19 protein-coding genes are annotated in these 21539 nt (G+C 70.5%); 1 reads left to right on the top strand and 18 read right to left on the bottom strand.

What is annotated here, in order from left to right; genetic code table 11:
• Positions 1–37: 37 nt before the first annotated feature.
• The 18 genes from FLP23_RS04300 to groES all read right to left on the bottom strand — a co-directional run bounded on the left by FLP23_RS04300 (position 38) and on the right by groES (position 20147).
• On the bottom strand, positions 38–1303 hold the full coding sequence (locus FLP23_RS04300; protein ID WP_246140055.1) for an MFS transporter: 1266 nt from the start codon (positions 1301–1303) through the stop codon (positions 38–40).
• A 275-nt stretch (positions 1304–1578) separates the two neighbouring features.
• Positions 1579–3162 carry a glutamine-hydrolyzing GMP synthase gene (gene guaA / locus FLP23_RS04295; RefSeq protein ID WP_149324722.1) on the bottom strand — a complete coding sequence of 528 codons (1584 nt, stop codon included), beginning with the start codon at positions 3160–3162 and terminating at the stop codon, positions 1579–1581.
• Positions 3159–3599, bottom strand: coding sequence for a DUF3817 domain-containing protein (locus FLP23_RS04290; protein ID WP_149324721.1), 441 nt, complete (start codon positions 3597–3599; stop codon positions 3159–3161). Before FLP23_RS04290 ends, guaA begins: the two co-directional genes overlap by 4 nt.
• Positions 3600–3608: 9 nt before the next feature.
• Positions 3609–4388, bottom strand: coding sequence for an SURF1 family protein (locus FLP23_RS04285; RefSeq protein ID WP_149324720.1), 780 nt, complete (start codon positions 4386–4388; stop codon positions 3609–3611).
• Positions 4389–4390: 2 nt separating this feature from the next.
• Complete coding sequence (locus FLP23_RS04280) at positions 4391–5755, bottom strand: cation:proton antiporter (protein WP_149324719.1); 1365 nt, start codon at positions 5753–5755, stop codon at positions 4391–4393.
• Between the two features lie 3 nt (positions 5756–5758).
• The gene (locus tag FLP23_RS04275) at positions 5759–6283 is read right to left on the bottom strand and encodes a cation:proton antiporter regulatory subunit (protein ID WP_149324718.1); all 525 of its coding nucleotides are present in this window, start codon (positions 6281–6283) and stop codon (positions 5759–5761) included.
• 124 nt (positions 6284–6407) lie between these two features.
• Entirely contained in the window at positions 6408–8096 is a 1689-nt protein-coding gene (locus FLP23_RS04270) for a glycerol-3-phosphate dehydrogenase/oxidase (RefSeq protein ID WP_210413949.1), read from the bottom strand.
• A 97-nt stretch (positions 8097–8193) separates the two neighbouring features.
• Positions 8194–9315 (bottom strand): GuaB3 family IMP dehydrogenase-related protein, encoded by a 1122-nt coding sequence (locus FLP23_RS04265; protein WP_149324717.1) that lies wholly within the window; start codon positions 9313–9315, stop codon positions 8194–8196.
• Positions 9316–9397: 82 nt separating this feature from the next.
• Positions 9398–10357 carry a type IV toxin-antitoxin system AbiEi family antitoxin domain-containing protein gene (locus FLP23_RS04260; protein WP_149324716.1) on the bottom strand — a complete coding sequence of 320 codons (960 nt, stop codon included), beginning with the start codon at positions 10355–10357 and terminating at the stop codon, positions 9398–9400.
• Positions 10358–10521: 164 nt separating this feature from the next.
• Complete coding sequence (gene guaB / locus FLP23_RS04255; protein WP_149324715.1) at positions 10522–12024, bottom strand: IMP dehydrogenase; 1503 nt, start codon at positions 12022–12024, stop codon at positions 10522–10524.
• Positions 12025–12144: 120 nt separating this feature from the next.
• On the bottom strand, positions 12145–12867 hold the full coding sequence (locus tag FLP23_RS04250) for an ABC transporter ATP-binding protein (RefSeq protein ID WP_149324714.1): 723 nt from the start codon (positions 12865–12867) through the stop codon (positions 12145–12147).
• Positions 12854–13672 carry an ABC transporter ATP-binding protein gene (locus FLP23_RS04245; RefSeq protein WP_149324713.1) on the bottom strand — a complete coding sequence of 273 codons (819 nt, stop codon included), beginning with the start codon at positions 13670–13672 and terminating at the stop codon, positions 12854–12856. Before FLP23_RS04245 ends, FLP23_RS04250 begins: the two co-directional genes overlap by 14 nt.
• Entirely contained in the window at positions 13665–14843 is a 1179-nt protein-coding gene (locus tag FLP23_RS04240) for a branched-chain amino acid ABC transporter permease (protein ID WP_210413947.1), read from the bottom strand. The genes FLP23_RS04245 and FLP23_RS04240 overlap by 8 nt, the downstream gene beginning before the upstream one ends.
• Positions 14840–15880, bottom strand: a complete 1041-nt coding sequence (locus tag FLP23_RS04235) for a branched-chain amino acid ABC transporter permease (RefSeq protein WP_149324712.1) — start codon at positions 15878–15880, stop codon at positions 14840–14842. The genes FLP23_RS04240 and FLP23_RS04235 overlap by 4 nt, the downstream gene beginning before the upstream one ends.
• A 148-nt stretch (positions 15881–16028) precedes the next feature.
• Complete coding sequence (locus tag FLP23_RS04230; protein WP_149324711.1) at positions 16029–17180, bottom strand: branched-chain amino acid ABC transporter substrate-binding protein; 1152 nt, start codon at positions 17178–17180, stop codon at positions 16029–16031.
• 228 nt (positions 17181–17408) lie between these two features.
• Complete coding sequence (locus FLP23_RS04225; protein WP_149324710.1) at positions 17409–18677, bottom strand: ABC transporter substrate-binding protein; 1269 nt, start codon at positions 18675–18677, stop codon at positions 17409–17411.
• Positions 18678–18733: 56 nt separating this feature from the next.
• Positions 18734–19675, bottom strand: a complete 942-nt coding sequence (rarD, locus tag FLP23_RS04220) for an EamA family transporter RarD (protein ID WP_210413945.1) — start codon at positions 19673–19675, stop codon at positions 18734–18736.
• Positions 19676–19850: 175 nt separating this feature from the next.
• The gene (gene groES / locus FLP23_RS04215) at positions 19851–20147 is read right to left on the bottom strand and encodes a co-chaperone GroES (RefSeq protein WP_149324709.1); all 297 of its coding nucleotides are present in this window, start codon (positions 20145–20147) and stop codon (positions 19851–19853) included.
• 203 nt (positions 20148–20350) lie between these two features.
• Here groES and FLP23_RS04210 point away from each other — a divergent pair, with 203 nt between their 5' ends.
• On the top strand, positions 20351–21526 hold the full coding sequence (locus tag FLP23_RS04210; RefSeq protein WP_149324708.1) for a class I SAM-dependent methyltransferase: 1176 nt from the start codon (positions 20351–20353) through the stop codon (positions 21524–21526).
• Positions 21527–21539: the final 13 nt, after the last annotated feature.

The raw sequence follows: 21539 nt of genomic DNA, 5'->3' as shown, positions 1-21539 counted from the left end.
GGGTCCCTTCCGCGCCGGGTCCCTTCCGCGCCGGGTCTCAGGCGGGTTCGGGCTCCGCGATGCCCGCCGCGGGCGGCGCGTCGGCGCCCTGCGCGATCGCCCGACGCCCCCCGGGGACGGCGGCCGCCACGGCCACCACCACGAGCGTCAGGAGCCCTGCGGCCACCAGCAGCCATTCGACGCGGATGACATCGGCGAGCGGTCCGAACACGAGCATCCCGACCGGCATCGCGGTCGCCATGACGACGCCCACGAAACCGAAGACGCGCCCCTGGAACTCGGGTTCGACGCGCTCCTGCAGCAGCGTCGTCGACGGGGTGGAGAAGAACGGCACCGCCACCCCGACGAGCAGCATGAAGGCGAAGAACACCCACATGTTCGTGGAGAGCCCGAGCGCCACCGTCAGCACCCCGAACAGCACCGAGGCGGCGAGCACCGTGATCACCTTGTTCTTCAGCCCGCCCCACACCGCGACGAGCAGTCCGCCGCCGAGCATCCCGATGCTGAACGCGAGCTCGTTGGCCGTGAGCAGCCACACCTCCTCACCGAAGCTGCGCACCACCATGAGCGGCGTGAGCATCGAGGGCGCCACGGTGAGCACGAACACGATGGCGAACAGCACGAGCAGCCACCGCACGAAACCGTGCGTGAAGGTGTAGCGCACGCCCTTGGCGAGGTCGGCGAAGTAGCCGCTGTCGACCACCGCGCGCACGGTGGGAACGGCGATGAGCAGCAGGAAGCCGATGCCGATCACGGCGGTCACCACATCGACCCAGAAGATCGCCACGATCGAGAACGCGGCGTAGATGCCCGCAGCCGCGGCGGGCGCGATGAGCATCATCGCCGACTGGATCGACTGGAAGATGCCGTTCACGCGCAGCAGCTGCTCCCCCGGCACGAGCTGCGGGATGAGCGCCATCACGGCGGGCTGCTGGATGCCCGCGCCCGTGGAGCGGATCGCGAGCGTCAGGTAGATGAGCCACAGCTCGCTGTAGCCGCTCATCATGAACAGCGCGAGCGCGAGCGTCGTGACGGCGATCGAGCCGTCGGCCGCGATGATGAGCCACTTGCGGTTGAGTCGGTCGGCCCACACCCCGCCGAAGATCGAGACGATCGCCTGGGGCAGCATCCCGAACACCACGGATGCCATGAGCACGAGCCCCGACTTCGTCTCGAGCGTCAGGTGCCACATGATGGCGTACTGCACGAGCATCGAGCCGAACATCGACACCGTCTGCCCGCTGAGGAACACGGCGACGTCGCGCTTCCACCCGACCCTCGGTGCCACGGCCTCATCGGTCACCCGTCGAGTCTCGCATGGGCGACCGACACCGCGGCCCGGTGCTCTCGAGACGCGTCGCGCTGCGCGCGGCGCTCCTCGATCACCTCACAGCGGTGCGCGCCGGAGGCGGGTCGGGGGTGCGCGTGCGCGCCGCTGGCACCGGGTCGGGCGGGAGCGGGCCGTCCAGGCCCGCGAGGGCATGCGGCGCACACGCGCACCCCCGACCCGCCGACCCACCGGAGAGCAGGGGATCTCGAGACGCCGACGCGCGCTCCCCGATCATCGCGGGGACGCGTTCACTCCCACTCGATGGTGCCCGGCGGCTTCGAGGTGACGTCGAGCACGACGCGGTTGACGCCCGCGACCTCGTTGGTGATGCGGTTCGACACACGCGCGAGCCACTCGTAAGGCAGCCGGGTCCAGTCGGCGGTCATCGCATCCTCGCTCGACACCGGTCGCAGCACGATCGGGTGGCCGTAGGAGCGGCCGTCGCCCTGCACGCCCACCGAGCGCACGTCGGCGAGCAGCACGACGGGGCACTGCCAGATCTCGGCGTCGAGGCCCGCGGCGGTGAGCTCGGTGCGCACGATGAGGTCGGCGGCGCGGAGCGTCTCGAGACGCTCCTCGGTGACCTCGCCCACGATCCGGATGCCGAGACCGGGGCCCGGGAAGGGGTGCCGCGCCACGATCTCCTCGGGGAGCCCCAGCTCGCGTCCGATGGCGCGCACCTCGTCCTTGAAGAGGGTGCGCAGCGGCTCGACGAGCTCGAACTGCAGATCCTCCGGCAGCCCGCCCACGTTGTGGTGCGACTTGATGTTGGCGGTGCCGCTTCCGCCGCCCGACTCCACGACATCCGGGTACAGGGTGCCCTGCACGAGGAAGCGGATCGGGTCGCCTTCCGCCGCGAACTCCGCGACCAGTTCGGCTTGCGCCGCCTCGAAGGTGCGGATGAACTCGCGGCCGATGATCTTGCGCTTCTGCTCGGGGTCGGTGACCCCGGCGAGCGCCGTGAGGAAGCGCTCGCGCGCATCCACGGTCACGAGCCGCACGCCCGTGGAGGCCACATAGTCCTTCTCGACCTGCTCGCGCTCGCCCGCGCGCAGCAGCCCATGGTCGACGAACACGCACACCAGCTGGTCGCCGACCGCCTTGTGCACGAGCGCCGCGGCGACCGCGGAGTCGACGCCGCCGGAGAGCCCGCACAGCACGCGACCCGAACCGATCTGGGCCCGGATGCGCTCCACCTGATCCGCGATGACGTTGCCGCTGTTCCAGTCGGCCGGGATACCGGCAGCGCGGTGCAGGAAGTTCTCGAGCACCCGCTGCCCGTAGGCGGAGTGCTTCACCTCGGGGTGCCACTGCACACCGTAGAGCTTGCGCTCGTCGTTCGCGAACGCCGCCACCGGGGTGGAGTCGGATGCCGCGAGCACCTCGAAGCCCTCCGGCGCCTTGACGACCGAGTCGCCGTGGCTCATCCAGGCCGTCTGCTCGATGGGCTGCTCGGCGAGCAGGGTGCCGCCGTCGGCGCCGGCCACGAGCCGCACCTCGGTGGAGCCGTACTCGCGCGCACCGGTCTTGGCCACCTCGCCGCCGAGCTGCTGCGCCATCACCTGGAAGCCGTAGCAGATGCCGAGGGTGGGCACGCCGAGCTCGAGGATGCCGGCGTCGAGGTCGGGCGAGCCCTCCTCGTAGACGCTCGAGGGGCCGCCGGAGAGCACGATGCCGACGGGGTTCTTCTCCGCCAGCTCGGCCGCCGAGATGGTGTGCGGCACGATCTCGCTGTAGACGCCGGCCTCACGCACCCGACGTGCGATGAGCTGGGCGTACTGGGCGCCGAAGTCGATGACGAGCACCGGTCGCTGAGCGGGGGAATCGCTCACGCGGTCACCTCCTGGGCGGCGGGGGCCGCATCCGTGGTCTGGGCGATGCGCGCGCGGATGTACGGCGGCACCTGGATCTCGAAGTAGTACGACAGGAACGGGATGACACCGCCGAGCGCGATGAACAGGAAGCGCCCGAACGAGTACCGGGCGAGCCGCCACATGATGAAGTCGATGCCCAGGTAGATCACGTACAGCCAGCCGTGCACGATGAGGATGATCGCCGACAGGTTGATCGCCGTGATCTGGTCTTTCGGGGTGAGCGCGAGGAAGCCGAAGGGACCGCCGAGCTCGATGTCGACCTTGAAGCCGTAGCGGAACACCATCATGAGCACGAGCAGCAGCAGGAAGGTTCCCGTGACGGCCGCCGAGATGCGGTAGGCCTTGAGCGCGGTCCGGAGGCGCGGCACGTCGGAGGGGCGAGGACCGGAGGGCATGCCTCTAGCTTAAGCGGTGGCTTCCTCGTGCTCGTGCTCCCAGACGTCGCGCACCACGCGATACCAGAGGTAGACCGCGAAGCCGGCGAAGATGACCCACTCGGCCGCGTAGAAGAGGTTGAGCCAGTTGAGGCTCACGTCGCGGAAGGGCGGGGGCTGCACGATCGCCTCGAGCCCCGGCGTCGGGGTCGAGAGCACCACGTAGCCGGCGAACACCGGACCGGGGTCGGTCCACTGGTTCAGCAGCCGTCCGATCGACAGGGCGCTCTGCTCGCCCGACTCGACGTCGTCGACCTCGGGCGACTCGGCGGGCAGGTACCGCCCCGCGATGTCGAGCGGGCCATCGGTCGGCACACGCGACTCCGCGGCGGCAGCGGCGGCCGCATCCGGCGCCCAGCCGAGCCCGACCGCGAGCGATGCGCCCTCCTCGGTGCGGACGTGCGCCACCAGCCAGGCGCCGGCCACCCCGTCGTTCTGCCGGCCGGTGAGCACCACGAAGTCACCGGGAACCACGGTGCCGCGCGCGGTCACCTTCTGGCCGATCGCGGCATCCCGCATGGGGGTCTGCGGCTCGGCGACGCTCGTGAGCGGCACCGGCGTCTCGGTCGCCACCTCCGGCGCGGACGAGTTCTCGACGCTGCGCTCCAGCTGCCACTGCCCGAGCGCGGCGAAGCCGGAAGCCACCGCGAGCGCCAGCACGAGCGCGCCGATCCACCGCGGCCGACGGGCGACCGCGAAGAACTGCGCGATGGTGGGACGCGGCGCGCGGGCCGCGGGGGCGTCGGACATGCTCAGTACTCCGGGTCGACTTCGCGTTCCCGCGCCGACTCGAGGTCGGGCACGGTGTCTTCGAGTGCCGCGATGGGCGACGCGTCCACCGGTTCGCGCACCACATCCGGTTCCACCGCGACCGCCTCCCCGGCCATCGCCGCCTCGGCGAGCGCCAGCTCCCGGGCGCGCTGCACGTCGAGCTCGTGCGGCTCCTCGACCCGCCTGCGCCGGCGGAACAGCCGCCCGATCCGCTCCGAGTTGACCGCGAGCATCGGGCCGACGAGCGCCATCACGAGCACGTAGAGGCCCGCGAAGGGGGTAAGGCGCGCATCCAGCCCGCCCGCGGTCGCGAGCGTCGCCAGGATGAGCGCGAACTCGCCGCGATTGGCGAGGATGACCGCCGTGTTGAGGCCGGCCTGCGGCCCGAAACCGTTGAGCCACGCCACGAACTGCCCGGCCGCGATGTTGAGCACGATCGTCATGAGGATCGCCACGATCACCGGCACGAGCACCTGCCCGAAGGTGGACGGGTCGAGCGCGAGCCCGAAGCTCAGGAAGAAGAAGGCGCCGAAGACGTCGCGCAGCGGGGTCGCGAAGGCCTCGATGCGTGCGCGGAACCGGGTGGCGCCGAGGGCGAGCCCGATGAGGAACGCGCCGATCGCATCCGTCACCCCGAGCAGCTCGCCGATGCCGCCGAACGCCACCGCGAGACCGAAGATCAGGATCGTGAAGAGCTCGTCGTCCTTCGTCTGCACGAGGCGCGACACGACCTGGCCGCCCCACCGGGCCACCGCGAACATCACGACGAGGAACGCGAAGGCGATCACGAGCTTGACCACGACCGCCCAGAAGTCGGTCTCCCCCGAGATCACCACCGACACGATCGCGAGGTACACGGCGATGAAGATGTCCTCCACGACCGTCACGCCGAGGATCATCGGCGTCTCGGGGTTCGCGAGGCGTCGCAGCTCGATGAGCAGCTTCGTGACGATCGCGCTCGAGGAGGTGGCGGTCATCCCGGCGATCACGAGGGCCTCGCGCGTGCCCCACCCCACCGCGAAGCCGAAGCCGAAGCCGACGCCCATGTTGACCAGCACATAGCTGCCGCCCGAGAGCAGCAGCTTGCCCGCGTTGCCGAAGAACTCGTCCTGGTCGAACTCGAGGCCGAGGTTGAACAGCAGGAACAGCAGCCCGAAGACCGCGATGAGCGCCACGTAGCTCGAATCGAACTCGAGCGGGAACAGATGGAAGTGGGGGCTCGCGAGCAGGCCGACGAGCATATAGATCGGGATCGACGGCAGGCCGATGAGCTTCCCGACCCGCCCCAGCGCGTACGCGATGAGGAACAGGACGCCGAGTACGAGGAGTTCTTCACCGAGGTGCATGGCTCACCCCCCGGGAGGCGCATCGCCCGAGCGCGACTTGATCTCGCCCGTGCGGTAGAACTGGAACGCCTTCGCGACCTTCTCGGGCGCCCCCGCCACGACGAGCGTGTCGCCGGGGAACACCTTGAAGTCGTCGTCGGGCCCGGGGTTGGCCGAGTCGCCGCGCACCACCGCGACGACCGTCACCCCCGGGAGGCCGCGCCCGGTCATCGAGCCGAGCGGCTGGCCGGCGATGTGATGGTCGTAGTCCACGTGGAACCAGTCGATCGAGAGCCCCGGCACCTGGTCGAGGCCGCTGAGCGACTCGGTGATCCGGGTGCCGCCGAGCAGCTCCGCGAGGGTGTGCGCCTCGTCCTCGTCGAGCCGCAGCGACACCTTGCGGGCATCGCCGTCTTCGGCATCGGCGAACGAGATCAGGTCGGATGCGCCCGAGCGATGGGTGATGACGCCCACCTTGCCGCCGTCATCCGTGACGAAGGTGTGGAGCATCCCCACACCGGGGAGTTTGACCCGTCGGACGTCGACCATGGCAGCTCCTCCATCAATCGGCTACCCCTCCACCCTATCCGGGCGGCTGCCATGGCGCGGCTGGAGCCGCGACCCCGCGGCGGGGGGCGTTTCTCCCGCCCCGGGGTCGCGGCTCCAGCCGCGCCTAGACCTCGCGGGCTTTGAGGCGGATGCGCTCGGCGGATGCGTCGTCGTGTTCGAGCTGGCTGGCGCGCTCGGCGGCCACCCGCTCGGTGTAGCGCTCCGTCTCGTGAGCGATGCGCGCCTCGTCCCAGCCGAGCACCTCGGCCATCAGACTCGCCGCGACCGGGGCGGCCGAGACGCCGCGATCCCACGCCTCGATCGACATCCGGGTGCGGCGGGCGAGCACGTCATCCAGGTGCAGCGCACCCTCGGCGCTCGCCGCGTAGACGACCTCGGCCATGAGGTAGTCCTCGGAGCCCGGCAGCAGCTCGGCGAGCTCCGGGCGCTCCCGGATGAGCGCCAGCACCTCGCGGGCATGCGTGCCGTAGCGGTTGAGCAGGTGGCCGACCGCGCCCACCGGGATGCGGTGGCGGCGCGCGATCCGTCCCCGGCGATTCCAGGCGGCGCGATAGCCCTCGGCGCCCGTGAGGCCGATGTCCTCGGTGACGCTCACGGGGGTGGGGCGGTCGAGCCCGCGCGCGACCGCGTCCACGGTGTCCTTCGCCATCACCCGGTACGTCGTGAACTTGCCGCCCGCGACGACCACGAGGCCGGGCAGCGGCGTCGCCACGATGTGCTCGCGGCTGAGCTTGCTGGTCTCCTCGCTCTCGCCGGCCAGCAGCGGTCGCAGCCCCGCATAGACGCCCTCGACGTCGTCGCGGGTGAGCGGGGTCGCGAGCACGGTGTTGATGTGCGCGAGGAGGTAGTCGATGTCGGCGGCGGTCGCGGCCGGATGCGCGAGGTCGAGGTGCCAGTCGGTGTCGGTCGTGCCGATGAGCCAGTGCCTGCCCCAGGGGATGAGGAACAGCACGCTCTTCTCGGTGCGCAGCAGCAGCCCGATCGTGCCGCGGATGCGGTCGCGCGGCACCACGAGGTGCACGCCCTTCGAGGCACGCACCCGGAACGGGCGCACCCCCGCCATCCCCTGGATCTCATCCGTCCAGACGCCGGTCGCCGAGACCACCTGGCGCGCGCGGATCGTGAAGGTCTCCCCCGATTCGCGGTCGAGCGCCTCGACGCCGACCACGCGGGCGCCTTCGCGGATGAGTCCCTCGACCCGCACTCGGCTCGCGGCGTGCGCACCGTACTCGGCCGCCGTGCGCACGAGGCTCGCGACGTAGCGGGCGTCGTCGACCTGTGCGTCGTAGTAGACGAGGCCGCCGCGGAAGGCGTCGGGGGCCAGATCCGGGGCCGCCTTCGCGAGCTGCCGCCGGGTGAGATGGCGGTGGTGCGGAACGCCGGGGGGCCGTCCGCCTGTCCAGGAGAACAGATCGTAGAGCGTCATCCCCGCGCCGATGTAGAACCGCTCGATGAGCGGCACGCGCACGGGGTAGAGGAACTTGACGGGCTTCACGAGGTGCGGGGCGATGCGCTGCAGCAGCAGGCCGCGCTCGATGAGCGCCTCACGCACGAGGCGGAAGTCGAGCTGCTCGAGGTAGCGGATGCCGCCGTGCACGAGTTTCGAGCTGCGGCTGCTCGTTCCGGCGCCCCAGTCGCGCGCCTCGACGATGCCCGTGGCCAGTCCGCGCGTCGCGGCGTCGAGCGCTGTGCCGGCCCCGACGATCCCCCCGCCGATGACGAGCACGTCGAGCTCTCGTTCACGCAACGCCGCGAGCGCTGCCGCGCGTCCATCCGGCCCCAGTCCGCCCACGCCTCCACCCTACGCGCGCGCTCACGGCGCGGCTGGAGCCGTGACCCGACGGCGGGGGAAACGACTCCCGCCGCGCGGTCGGTTCTCCCGCCGCGGCTCAGCTGCGGGTGTACGGCGCGACGACCACCTCGACGCGCTGGAACTCCTTCAGGTCGGAGTAGCCGGTGGTCGCCATCGAGCGCTTGAGCGCGCCGATGAGGTTCACCTGGCCATCCGGGTGCGCTGACGGGCCGAACAGCACCTGCTCGAGCGGAGCGATCGTGCCGACCTGCACCCGGTTGCCGCGCGGCAGCTCCGGGTGGTGCGCCTCGGCACCCCAATGCCAACCGCCACCGGGCGCCTCGCTCGCACGCGCCAGCGTCGAGCCCAGCATCACGGCGTCCGCACCCACCGAGATCGCCTTCACGATGTCGCCGCTCGTGCCGAGACCGCCATCCGCGATGACGTGCACGTAACGGCCGCCCGACTCGTCGAGGTAGTCCCGGCGCGCACCGGCGACATCCGCGACCGCGGTCGCCATGGGGGCGTGGATGCCGAGGCTCGTACGGGTGGTGGATGCGGCGCCCCCGCCGAAGCCGACGAGCACGCCTGCGGCGCCCGTGCGCATGAGGTGAAGTGCCGCCGTGTAGGTGGCGGCGCCGCCGACGATGACCGGCACGTCGAGCTCGTAGATGAACTTCTTGAGGTTGAGCGGCTCGACCGTCTTGCTGACGTGCTCGGCGGACACCGTGGTGCCGCGGATGACGAACAGGTCGACGCCGGCGTCGACGACGGTCTTGTAGTGCTCCTGGGTGCGCTGCGGGCTGAGCGCGCCGGCGACCGGTACGCCCGCGGCGCGGATCTCGGCGAGGCGTGCCTTGATGAGCTCGGGCTTGACCGGCTCCGCGTAGAGCTCCTGCATGCGCGCGGTCGCCGACTCGGCCGGCAGCGAACGGATCTCCCCGAGCACCGCCTCCGGGTCCTCGTAGCGGGTCCACACGCCCTCGAGGTCGAGCACGCCGAGGCCGCCCAGGCGCCCGATGGCGATCGCGGTCTCGGGGCTGACCACCGAGTCCATGGGTGCCGCGAGCACCGGGATGTCGAAGGTGAACGCGTCGATCGTCCAGCTGACGCTGACATCCTGCGGGTCACGGGTGCGTCGGCTCGGCACGATCGCGATGTCGTCGAATGCGTACGCGCGGCGCGCGCGCTTGGCCCGCCCGATCTCGATGTCGCTCACCGCTCCACCCTAGTTGTTGCGTTGCTCGTGGCGCGGCTGGAGCCGCGCCACGGCAGCGGGAGAAACGCCTCCCGCCCCGAGGTCACTTCTCCCGCCGCACCCACAGCTGACGACGAGGCACCCCCACCGTGGCGAGCAACCGCGCGAGGCGCGGCGGATCCTGGAGATCGGCCCAGGTGATCCGGACGACGGTCCATCCCAGCGCGCGAAGCCGCGCTTCGCGCTCGCGCTCCCGCCGCAGCTTCTCGAGCGGATCGCCGTGGTTGAAACGCGGATCGCGATACTTCACGAATCCGTCGAACTCCACCAACACCTTCACGTCTGGCCAGGCGTAGTCCGCATACATTGCGCCCTCCGCATCGCGAAGCTCGAGCTGCGTCACCGGATCGACGAAACCGAGATCGTGGATGACCCCGCGGCCGAATGACTCCCCGCCTGAACCCGAGTTCGAGACAGCCGATTCCGCAGCCCGCCACGCGGTGCGCGCCCCCGGTCGCGCGCCCATCTCGCGCAACCGGTCACGCACGACCGCGACCGACGTCGCATCCGGGTTCGCCGCCGAGATCGCCCAGTCCATCGCGGCGAGCGCCGCGGGGAACGTGGATCGAGTGGCGAGATCGATGGCCGTGCGCGCGACGTCGGTGACGTCGATCCCCATCCTCCGGACCGGGTAGGCGAACTCGGCGGCAGCGGTGGCGCGCCGGACGCCCGGCTCGGAACGGCCGCCGCCGCGGTACCCGTCGACAATCTCGACGACGGCACCGAACGGGATGAACACCGGCGCATCCCACACCGCGGCCGCCGAGATGCCGGCCGCCACATACGGACGGACGGCATCGTGGGCGGCCGCGAGCACGCGCGCGATGTGGCGCTGCCGCTCGTCGGCCGCCTCCCACAGCGGCGTGACGACGTACGCACCGCGCCGGATGCGGATGAGGTGCCCGCTGGCGTAGTGGCGCCGCAGTCGGCGCGGATCGTCGCCGGCGCGGGCGACCTCGTCGGCGTACAGGATGTCGAACTCGGGATCGAAGGAGCGTGTCATGCCGACACGATGACTCCCGCGACGCGAGCCCGTGACCGACTCGGCCCGATCGGTGGACGCCTCGCGCGACCCCGCGGCTGGGGAGGGCGAAACGACCGCGCGGCGGGAGGCGTTACCCTCGCCGCCGGGTCACGGCTCCAGCCGCGCCACGAGCGGACCCGAGGTCAGCGGGAGTAGTTGGGGGCCTCCACGACCATCTGGATGTCGTGGGGGTGGGATTCCTTCAGGCCGGCGGGGGTGATCCGCACGAACTTGCCGCGCTGCTTGAGCTCGTCGATGGTGCGGGCGCCCACGTAGAACATCGACTGCCGGAGCCCCCCGACGAGCTGGTAGACGACCGCGCCGAGCGAGCCGCGGTACGCCACGCGACCCTCGATGCCCTCGGGGATCAGCTGCGCATCCGACGGCACATCCGCCTGGAAGTAGCGGTCGCGCGAATAGGAGGTCTTCTTGCCGCGGTCCGAGAGCGCACCGAGCGAGCCCATGCCGCGGTAGTTCTTGTACTGCTTGCCGCCGACGTACACGAGGTCTCCCGGCGACTCGTCGGTGCCGGCGAGCAGCGAGCCGAGCATGACCGTGTCGGCGCCCGCGACGAGCGCCTTCGCGATGTCGCCCGAGTACTGCAGCCCGCCGTCCGCGATCACCGGCACGCCCACCTCGCGCGCCGCGAGCGAGGCCTCGTAGACGGCGGTCACCTGGGGCACGCCGACGCCCGCGACGACGCGCGTGGTGCAGATCGAGCCGGGCCCCACGCCCACCTTCACGGCATCCGCGCCGGCGTCGATGAGCGCCTGCGCGCCCGAGCGGGTCGCGACGTTGCCGCCGATGACGTCGATCCCCGCGAACGCGGAGTCGGCCTTGAGGCGGCGGATGATGTCGAGCACGCCCGCCGAGTCGCCGTTGGCGGTGTCGACGACGATGACGTCGACACCCGCATCGCGCAGCGCACCCGCGCGATCCCAGGCATCGCCGAAGAAGCCGATCGCCGCGCCGACGCGCAGGCGGCCCTCGTCGTCCTTGGTCGCGTTGGGGTATTTCTCGGTCTTCTCGAAGTCCTTCACCGTGATGAGCCCGCGCAGGCGTCCCGCCTCGTCGACGAGCGGGAGCTTCTCGATCTTGTGCTGCGCGAAGATCGCGACCGCGTCATCCGGGTCGATGCCCTCGCGCGCCGTGATGAGCGGGGCCTTCGTCATGACGTCGCGCACGAGCGTCGTCGCCGCCTCGAACGGCGAGACGAAGCGCATGTCGCGGTTGGTGATGATGCCGACGAGCGTTCCGTCGCCCTCGACGACCGGCAGGCCGGACACCCGGAACTGCCCGCACAGCGCATCCACCTCGGCGACGGTCGCGTCGGGCGTCGTCGTCACCGGGTTGGTGATCATGCCGGACTCGGAGCGCTTCACCTTGTCGACGTGGGTGGCCTGATCCTCGATGGAGAGGTTGCGGTGCAGGATCCCGATGCCGCCCTGACGCGCCATCGCGATCGCCATGCGCGACTCGGTCACGGTGTCCATCGCGCTCGACAGCAGGGGCGCGTGCACCCGGATGTTGCGGGTCAGCCGCGAGGAGGTGTCGGCCTCGCTCGGGATCACGTCGGTGTGCCCCGGCAGCAGCATGACGTCGTCGTAGGTGAGTCCGACGAATCCGAACGGATCGTTGTTGTCCATGGGGTCCTCGCAGTACCGGATGTTGAGAGCAGGATGCGCACCCGGCTGCGACGGCGGAGCCCGGTACTCGATGTTAACGGAACCAAGCCCCGCGCATTCCGAGTACCGGCTGGAAACCGGCTAGACGTCGCCGCCGAGATACGCGGCCTTGACCGCGGGATCGACCGCGAGCTCCGGGCCGGTGCCGCTGCGGACGATCTCACCCGTCTCGAGCACATGGGCGACGTCCGAGCGCTTGAGCGCCTGGTTGGCGTTCTGCTCGACGAGCAGCACCGTCGTGCCCTGCTCCTTGATCTCGTCGATGATCGAGAAGATCTGCCGGATGAGCTTCGGGGCGAGCCCCATCGACGGCTCGTCGAGCAGCACGAGCTTCGGGCGCGCCATGAGCGCCCGCCCGATCGCGAGCATCTGCTGCTCGCCGCCCGACATGGTGCCGGCGTACTGGTCGACGCGCTCCAGGAGGCGCGGGAACAGGCCGAACACCCGATCCATGTCCTCCTTGACGCCGCCCGTTCGGCGGTCGGTGCGCAGCAGCGCGCCCATGTCGAGGTTCTCGCGCACCGTCATGCCGGGGAAGCAGCGTCGCCCTTCGGGCGACTGGGTGAGGCCCAGCTTCACCCGCTCGTAGGGCTTGGTGTTCGTGATGTCTTTGCCGTCGAAGACGATCCGGCCCTTGCGCACGGACCGCAGGCCCGAGATGGTCTTGAGGGTCGTGGTCTTGCCGGCGCCGTTGGCCCCGATGAGGGTCGTGATGGTGCCGACCTCGACCGAGAAGGTGATGTCGCGGATCGCCTCGATGTGCCCGTAGTTGACGGAGAGGCCGTCGACCTCAAGAAGCGCCATCGACGTCCTCCTCTTCGGCGCCGAGGTAGGCCGCGATGACCACCGGGTTCGCCTGGATCTCGGCCGGGGTGCCCTCGGCCACCTTCTTGCCGAATTCGAGCACCACGATGCGGTCGCACACCCCCATCACGAGCTTCATGTCGTGCTCCACGAGGAGCACCGTGTTGCCCGCGTCGCGGATGTTGCGGATGAGCTGCATAAGCCGCTGCTTCTCCGCCGGGTTGAAGCCCGCCGCCGGCTCGTCGAGGCAGATGAGCTTCGGCTTGGTGGCGAGCGCGCGGGCGATCTCGAGTCGACGCTGGTCGCCGTAGGACAGGTTGGTGGAGAACTCCTCCGCCCGCCCGTCGACGCCCACGAACGTCAGCAGCTCGCGTGCGAGCTCCTTCGACTCCCGCTCCGTGCGGCGGAAGTACGGCGTGCGGAAGATCGCGCGCAGCACGCCCACCTTGCTGTGCACGTCCGCACCGACGAGCACGTTGTCGAGCGCCGTCATGGAGGGGAACAGGCGGATGTTCTGGAAGGTGCGCGCGATCCCCAGCTTGGTGATCTGGTAGCGCTTCTTCTTGGCGAGCCGCGTGCCGTCGAAGGTGACCGTGCCGCTCGTGGCCTGGTAGACGCCCGTGATGACGTTGAACGCGGTCGTCTTCCCGGCACCGTTGGGACCGATGAGCCCCAGGATCTCGCCCGGCTTGATGTCGAAGGAGACGTCGTCGAGCGCGACGACGCCGCCGAACTTGATGGTGACGTGGTCGACGTCGAGCAGCGGCTGCGCCGTGGCGGGCGCCTGGGTCGCGGTGTCAGACAACGGGGGCCTCCTCTCGCGCGTCGCGGGCGGCTTGTCGGGCGGCGCGTCGGGCGCGTCTCGAGTTGTACGCGGGGAACAGCCCCTGCGGCCGGAAGCTGACGATGATCACGAGCGCCGCGCCGAAGAACAGCAGGCGCCAGTCCTCGAGCTCGCGGAACCGCTCGGGCAGGTACGCGACGATGACGGCACCGATGATCGCGCCCCAGCGGTTGCCGGAACCGCCGATGACGACGGCCGCGACGAACAGGATCGACAGGTTCGCGGGGAAGCTGATCGGGTTGATGTACCCGGACTTCGCCGCGAACAGCGCGCCCGCGAGGCCGCCGATGAAGGCGCCGGAGGCGAAGGCCAGCAGCTTGAACTTGAAGGTCGGCACGCCCATGATCTCGGCGGCGTCCTCGTCTTCGCGGGTCGCCTCCCACATCCGTCCCACCCGGCTGTTCTTCACGAGCCGCTCGATGAGGATGACGATGATGAGCGCGGTGAGCGCGAGCCAGAAGTAGGGCGTCGCATCGAGCACCCCGAACACCAGGAACTTCGTCGAACGATCGAGGTCGATGAGGGGGTTCAGCCCCTCCCAGTGCAGGTGCGGGATCTGGAACAGCCCGTCGGGGGCCCCGATGCTCTGCGGCGAGGGGATCGCCTTGATGCCCGCCGTGCCGCCCAGCCACTCGGTGTTGCGGATCGTGATGCGGATGAGTTCGCCGAAGCCCATCGTGACGATCGCGAGGTAGTCGCCCCGGACGCGCAGGGTGGGCGCCCCGAGGAGCACGCCGGTCACGAGGGTGACGAGCATCGCGACGGGCAGCACGAGCAGGAACGGCCACGCCGCGTGGTACGCGGTGAGCAGGCCCACCACGTATGCGCCGGTCGCATAGAAGCCCACGTAGCCGAGGTCGAGCAGGCCCGCGTAGCCGGTCACGATGTTGAGGCCGACGGCCACGATCGCGTACACCGTGACCGTGAACAGCACGTTCGGGAAGTCGCTGTTCGGGGTCGTGATGAGCGGCGGGTTGACGATCGGCAGGGCGTACACGAGCAGCACGCCGACGATGATGAGCGGGATCTTGACCGGCCGCTTCCGGGCGACCGCCCCGACCGGCTCGAGCCGGTCCGAGATCCAGTCGCCGACGTTGCCGAAGAAGGTCGCGACTCGCGAGCTGGTGGTCATGCGCGGGCCCTCCCCAGGGTCTGCCCGAGGAGTCCGGTCGGTCGCACCAGCAGGATCAGCACGAGCAGCGCGAACGCCACCACGTCCTTCCATTGGGTGCCGAAGAGCGCCGAGCCGTAGTTCTCCGTGATTCCGAGCAGCAGCCCGCCGAGGAGCGCTCCGCGGAGGTTGCCGATACCGCCGAGGACGGCGGCCGTGAAGGCCTTGATGCCGAGGACGACGCCGATGTCGAACGCGGTCGATCCGACCTTGATCTGGTACAGCACGGCGGCGACACCCGCCATGATGCCGCCGATGAGGAAGGTCTTGCTGATGACGCTCGTCGAGTTGGAGCCCATGAGCGCGGCGGCCTCGGGATCCTGGGCGACGGCGCGGATCTCCCGGCCGAGCCGGGTGCGGCGGATGAACTGGTCGAGCGCCACCATCATGATGAGCGCCGCGAGGATGATCGTGAGATCGGTGTTGCGGAAGTTGAAGTTGCCGATCGTGAGGATCGTCTCGGGCTTGATGGTCATCGGCAGCGTCGTGATGCCGCGAGCGCGAGCCGTGTAGTCGCTCAGGATGCCGACGAGATCGACGTGGCCGCCGAAGATCCCGAGGATCGCGTTCACCGCCCCGTCGATCGCCTCGACGATCCGGTCGCGGATGCCCATCGTCTCGGAGAGCACGAAGGAGGCGCCGATCGCGGAGATCAGGATGATGTAGCTGAGCGCCCGTTTGCGCACGAGTCGCCGGTACGCGACCCGCTCGACGAGCATCGCGAGGCCGCCCGAGACGCTCGCCGAGACGACGAGCGCGAGGAGCAGGTAGGGCAGCGCCTGCAGCAGGGTGCCGCTGCCGTTCGCCCCGGTGAGGATGAACACCCACGCGACGGCGAAGGTGCCCCACATGAACACGTCGGCGTGCGCGAAGTTGATGAGCTGGAGAACCCCGTAGACCAGCGTGTAGCCGAGCGCGATGAGCGCGTACACCGAGCCGAGTACGAGGCCCGTGACGGTCAGCTCGATGAAGTTGTTGAAGAGGAACGAGAAATCCAAGACGGGTTGCTCCCTACACGGTGCAGGGCTCGGGGTCCGAGCGGGATCGAGGCGGCTCCGCGATGCGGGGGACTCCGACGTGCCCCATCGCACCGCGAGTGAGAGTGGTGGGGGTGCCGGAGCTCTCAGGCTCCGGCACCCCCGGGGATCACTCGGCCGGTCCTCCGAGGACGGTCTTGCCGCCCTCGACCGTGTAGTAGTAGACGCCCGACGCGCCATCGATCTCACCGGTGGAGGTGAACTTGATGTGCTTGGTCAGGCCGTCCGCGTCGTACGCGTTGACCCACTTGAGCAGGTCGGCACGGGTGGTGTTGCCCTCGCCGATGCCGGAGAGCAGCACCCACGCGGCGTCGTACGCCTCGAGGGTGTAGGCGCCGATCTCGCCCTTGTCGCCCGAGAGCGCCTCCCACTTGGCGGTGAACTCGTCACCCGCGTCGAGGATGCCGGGGAAGGTGAGGATCGAGCCCTCGGTGAAGTCGCCCGCGGTGAGGAACGCCGCGTCGACCGTGCCGTCGCCCGAGAGGAACACGCCCTCGTAGCCGCCGTCACGGAGCTGCTTCAGGAAGAGGGCGGCCTCCGGGGCGTAGCCCGCGTAGTAGATCGCCTCGGCGCCCGAGTCCTTGACCTTGGTCACGGTGGCGGAGAAGTCGGTGTCGCCGACCTGCACCTTGTCCGAGCCGATGAGGACGTCGCCCAGGGTGGCCTTGATCTGGTCGCCCAGGCCCACGCCGTAGTCGCTCGAGTCGTCGACGAGGTAGACCTTCGTGTAGCCGAGGGTGTTCGTCATGAGCGCGGCGGCCGCCGGGCCCTGCGCCGAGTCGGGCGCGACGACGCGGTGGAAGGTCGCCCAGCCGTTCTCGGAGAGGGTCGGGTTGGTGGCCGACATCGACACCGTCACGAGGCCGGCTTCGGCGTAGGCCGGGCCGGTCGCGTTGGTCTCACCCGAGAAGGCGGGGCCCGTGACACCGAGGAGGGCCTCGTCGTTGATGAAGTCGGTGGCGATGGCGGGAGCCTGTGCCGGGTCGCCCTGGGAGTCGCCGTAGACGACCTCCACGTTGGGGCCGTCCGGGTAGGCCTTCTTGTAGTCGGCGAGGGCGACCTCGATGCCGGCGGTCGCGTAGGTGCCGTAGGCGGCGTTGTCGCCGGAGAGCGGACCCTGGTACGCGATCTTGAACGTCTCGCCGCTCTTGCCGCCGTCGCCGCCGCCGCCGTCACCGCCCGTGGTACCGCAAGCGGTCAGGATGAGTGCCGCGGAGACACCGATCGCCGCGACGATCGAAGCCTTCTTGAATCCCTTCATGGGGTTCACCTTTCAATGTGGCTGTGTGTTGGATCTTGCTTGCACTTCGCTCCGGGCGCCGGGACGGGTCTCGGGTCCGATCCACCGGCTTTCGGGAGTCGCCTCCCGCGGGCGCCGATGTTGCAGAGACACTACTAGAGCGCGTGTGATTCCCTGACGGTACGGGACGTTTGTTTCACCCGGATTTCCGCGGCACTACGACATCTCCCCCGCCGTAACGGGGTGTCGTCAACCGACCGCTGAGCCCTGGCGCGCGTACCGGTTCGCGGCGTCGTAGACGAAGAGTCCATAGCTGGCGCTCGTCGGATCCCCCGCATCGTCGAGGCGGAGTGCACCCGCGATTCCCTCGTAGGCGATGTCGGGTTCGTCGGCGAGCACATCCGCGCACTCCCCGAAGCTCGTGCAGCGGATGCCGTCACGCGTCGCCTTCGCCACCTGCGGCGCGATCGAGCGGCCCCCGTCGTCGCCCGCGACGAGCGCCGCGAGCGCCGCGATGACGGTCGCGTCGTAGGCCTCCGCGGCGTAGCGCACCTCCGCGAGACCCGGATCCTCCTGCCGCAGCCGGGCGATGAACGCGTCGTCGGGCTGCACCCCCTCGAGCACGCCGTTGGCACCCGTCAGCAGTCCGGCGGGGAGCGCCTGCGAGTAGTCGGCCAGGTTCTGGCTGGTCAGCCAGAGTGCGCCGCCGCCGAGCTTCGCGGCGCTCAGCGCCGTGATGAGGGCGAGGGTGAGCTCGCCGTTGTCGGGGGTGGCGAGCACCACGGCATCCGGCTTCGCCTTCACGACCTCGGCGACGGCGGCGGCCACCCCCGCCGTGCCGGCGACGCTGACCGAGGCGACCAGTTCGCCGCCGTTGGCCGTGAGCGACGCCTCGAGAGGTGCCGCGAGCGATGCGGAGACGCCGTCGGCGGCGGCGACGAGCGCCACCTGCTCGGCCTTCCTCTCCGGCAGCAGCGATCCCAGCAGCACACCCTGGAGCGGGTAGCTCGGGATGGTGCGCGAGAAGACGTTCTCGGCATCCGCCTCCGTGAGCCCCGGGTAGGTGGCGGCCGGGGAGATGAACGGGATGCCCGCCTCGACGGCCTTCGGCAGCAGGCGCTCCGCGAGCACCGACGAGGAGGGGCCGATGACGACATCCACCCCCTTCTCGAGGAACGCGGCGAACGAGGCCTCCGCGGTCTCGGTGCTCGCATCGCCCGAATCGCGGTTGACCACCTCGACGGGCTTGCCGAACACGCCGCCCGCGGCGTTGATCTCGCGGATGGCGGCGTTGACGCCGGCCACCTGCGCCCCGCCGAGGAACGCGGCGGCGCCCGTGGTGGGGAAGAGCGTGCCGATCCGCAGAACCCCGTCGCCGCTCGGCGGGATCGAGGTCGGCGTCGGGGTGGGCGTCGACGGGGTCGGCATGGGGGCCGCCGTGCAGCCCGCGAGTGCGGCTGCGACGACAGCCGCGGCGGCGAGCAGGCGGCGGGTGCGGGGCGTGCGCTCGCGCGACATCCGGGGTCCTTCCTCGTCGTCCGGTCGGGCCGGTTCGCCGCGACCCTACCGCGACCTCAGGCGACGGGGACGGAGGCGCGGCGGCTCGCGCGGGCCGCGCGCACCATGTCGACCGTGAGCAGCACGAGGGAGAGCCAGACGAGCGCGAAGCCGATCCAGCGCCCGAGCGGCATGGGTTCGTTCAGGAGGAACACGCCCGTGAGGAACTGCAGGATCGGTGCGAGGTACTGGGTGAGGCCGAGCGCCACGAGCGGCAGGCGGCGGGCGGCCGCCGCGAACAGCAGCAGCGGCGTCGCCGTGATGACGCCCGTCGCGACCATGAGCAGGGTGTGGACGGGGCTGACGGTGCCGAAGGTGAGTCCGACGGTCACGCCCGTGACGACGAGCTGCACGATCGCCACCGGGGTGAGCCACACGGTCTCGAGGGTGAGTCCGCTCACGGCATCCACCTGCCCTCCCACGCGCTTCTTGATGAAGCCGTAGAAGCCGAACGAGAGGGCGAGCGCGAGGGCGATCCAGGGGAAGGCGCCGTAGCCGAGCGCGATCACCAGGATCGCGATGACCGAGACGCCCACCGCGACCCACTGCAGCGGCCGCAGCCGCTCACGCAGCAGCACCACGCCGAGGGCGACGGTGATGACCGGGTTGATGAAGTAGCCGAGTGAACCCTCCACGACGTGGCCGCCGAGGGTGGCGAGCACGAACACCTGCCAGTTGATGTAGATCAGCACGCCCGCGAGCGCCATCGCGCCGAGCACGCGAGGCTGCCGCGCGAGCTCCAGGAACGCTCGCCAACCGCGGGTGACGGTGAGCAGGATCGCGCAGAACACGAGCGACATCAGGATGCGGAAGGCGACGATCTCCCACGGGCTCGCCGGGGCGAGCAGCAGGAAGAAGCCGGGCAGGAACCCCCAGACGCCGTAGGCCGAGATCGAGAAAACGAGGCCGATGCCCTGGCCTCCGACGCGGCGGGCGGGGACGGGCGTCGGGTCGGTCACCCCCCGAGGCTATCCGCGCGTGCGAGCCCCGGGTGACGAGAAAGGCCCCGATGGCAGAGCCTCGGGGCCTTTCGGCAGGATGTCGACGAGTCGCCACCTGAGATGTCCGCTCGTTCGGGCCCTGGCGCGGGGCCGAACGAGCGCACGCGCTGCGGATCATCGCAGCGCCAAGAAATCAGCGGACGACGACCGCCAGCACGTCGCGGGCGGAGAGCACGAGGTAGTCCTCGCCACCGAACTTGACCTCGGTGCCGCCGTACTTCGAGTAGATGACCTTGTCGCCGACGGCGACGTCGAGGGGCACGCGGTTGCCGTTGTCGTCGATGCGACCGGGACCGACGGCGACGACCTCGCCCTCCTGCGGCTTCTCCTTGGCGGTGTCCGGGATCACGAGACCCGACGCGGTGACCTGCTCGGCTTCGACCTGCTTGATGACGATGCGATCTTCGAGCGGCTTGATGGAGACCGACACGTGTGACCTCTTTCTGAAGACTCAGGGTTTGGCACACTCCCTTCGAGAGTGCCAAAGCAACTATAGGCCTTGAGTTAGCACTCATTCAATCCGACTGCCAGCCGGGGCGACTGCCCAACGCTGCAGCGACGCGGCACGCGCGGGCGTGATCTCGGACGTGCACCGATCATCGCTGCAGCGTTGGGCAGGGATACGGTGAGCAGATGACGCCCGAGGAGTTGCGCGCCCTGCTGTCGCCGGAGGGTCTGCGGCTGCTCGAGGGGGTCGGGCCGGTGGATGCGGGTGCCGACGTCGTGCGTCTCGTGTCGCGACTGCGTGCGGCCGGCCACGACCCGGTGCTCGTGGCCGCGGTGCTCAGCCAGGCGCGACTGCGCACCCGCGCGCGCGCCAAGTTCCACGCCTTCGCCGACCGGATGCTGTTCACCGCCGACGGGCTCGAGCAGGCCACCCGCCTGCAGGTCGCCGCCCAGCACGCAGGCCGCTTCGCGCGGGCCGGCATCACCTCCGTCGCCGATCTCGGCTGCGGAATCGGCGCCGACGCGCTCGCCCTCGCGAGCCTCGGCATCCGCGTGCTCGCCGTCGAGCAGGACGAGACGACCGCTGCCCTCGCCGCGTTCAACCTCGCGCCGTTCCCGGACGCGCGCGTCGTGCACGGCGACGCCCTCGCGCTGCCGCTCGACGGCATCGAGGGGCTCTGGCTGGACCCCGCGCGCCGGGGAGGCGGACGCCGTCTCAGCGATCCCGCCGACTGGTCGCCGCCGCTGGGCGCGGTGTTCGCGCTCGCCGCGGAGCGGCCGACCGGCGTCAAGCTCGGCCCGGGGATCGATCGCGAACTGATCCCCGAGGGGAGCGAGGCGCAATGGATCTCGGTCGACCGCGAGGTCGTCGAGCTCGTGGTGTGGAGCGGCGCGGTCGCGCGCGCCGGCGTCGGCCGGGCCGCGCTGCTGCTCGGCGACGGGCGAGCCGCGGAGCTCACCGCGCCCGCCGATAGCCCCGACGCCGACCCGGGCCCGCTCGGCGAGTACCTCGTCGAGCCGGACGGCGCCGTCATCCGTGCGCGGCTCATCGGCGAACTCGCCCGGCAGCTCGGAGGGCGCATGATCGACCCGACCATCGCCTGGATTACGAGCGACACGGAGCCGGCGACACCGTTCGGTCAGGCCTTCCGGGTGCGCGAGGCGCTGCCCCTGGACGAGCGCAAGCTCCGTGGCGCCCTGCGCGAGCGCGGCATCGGCGCCCTGGAGATCAAGAAGCGCGGCGTCGACGTCGACCCCGCCGCCCTGCGTTCGAGGCTCGGCCTGTCGGGACCGGGGTCGGCGACCCTCATCCTCACCCGCGTCGGCGGGCGACGCAGCGCGGTCCTCGCCGACCGGGTGTGAGGTTCACCGACGG

This window comes from Protaetiibacter larvae, from assembly GCF_008365275.1.
In the GTDB taxonomy this organism is placed as follows: domain Bacteria; phylum Actinomycetota; class Actinomycetes; order Actinomycetales; family Microbacteriaceae; genus Homoserinibacter; species Homoserinibacter larvae.
Note: the sequence above shows the minus strand (reverse complement) of the source record. Positions and strands in the feature narration are given on the sequence as shown.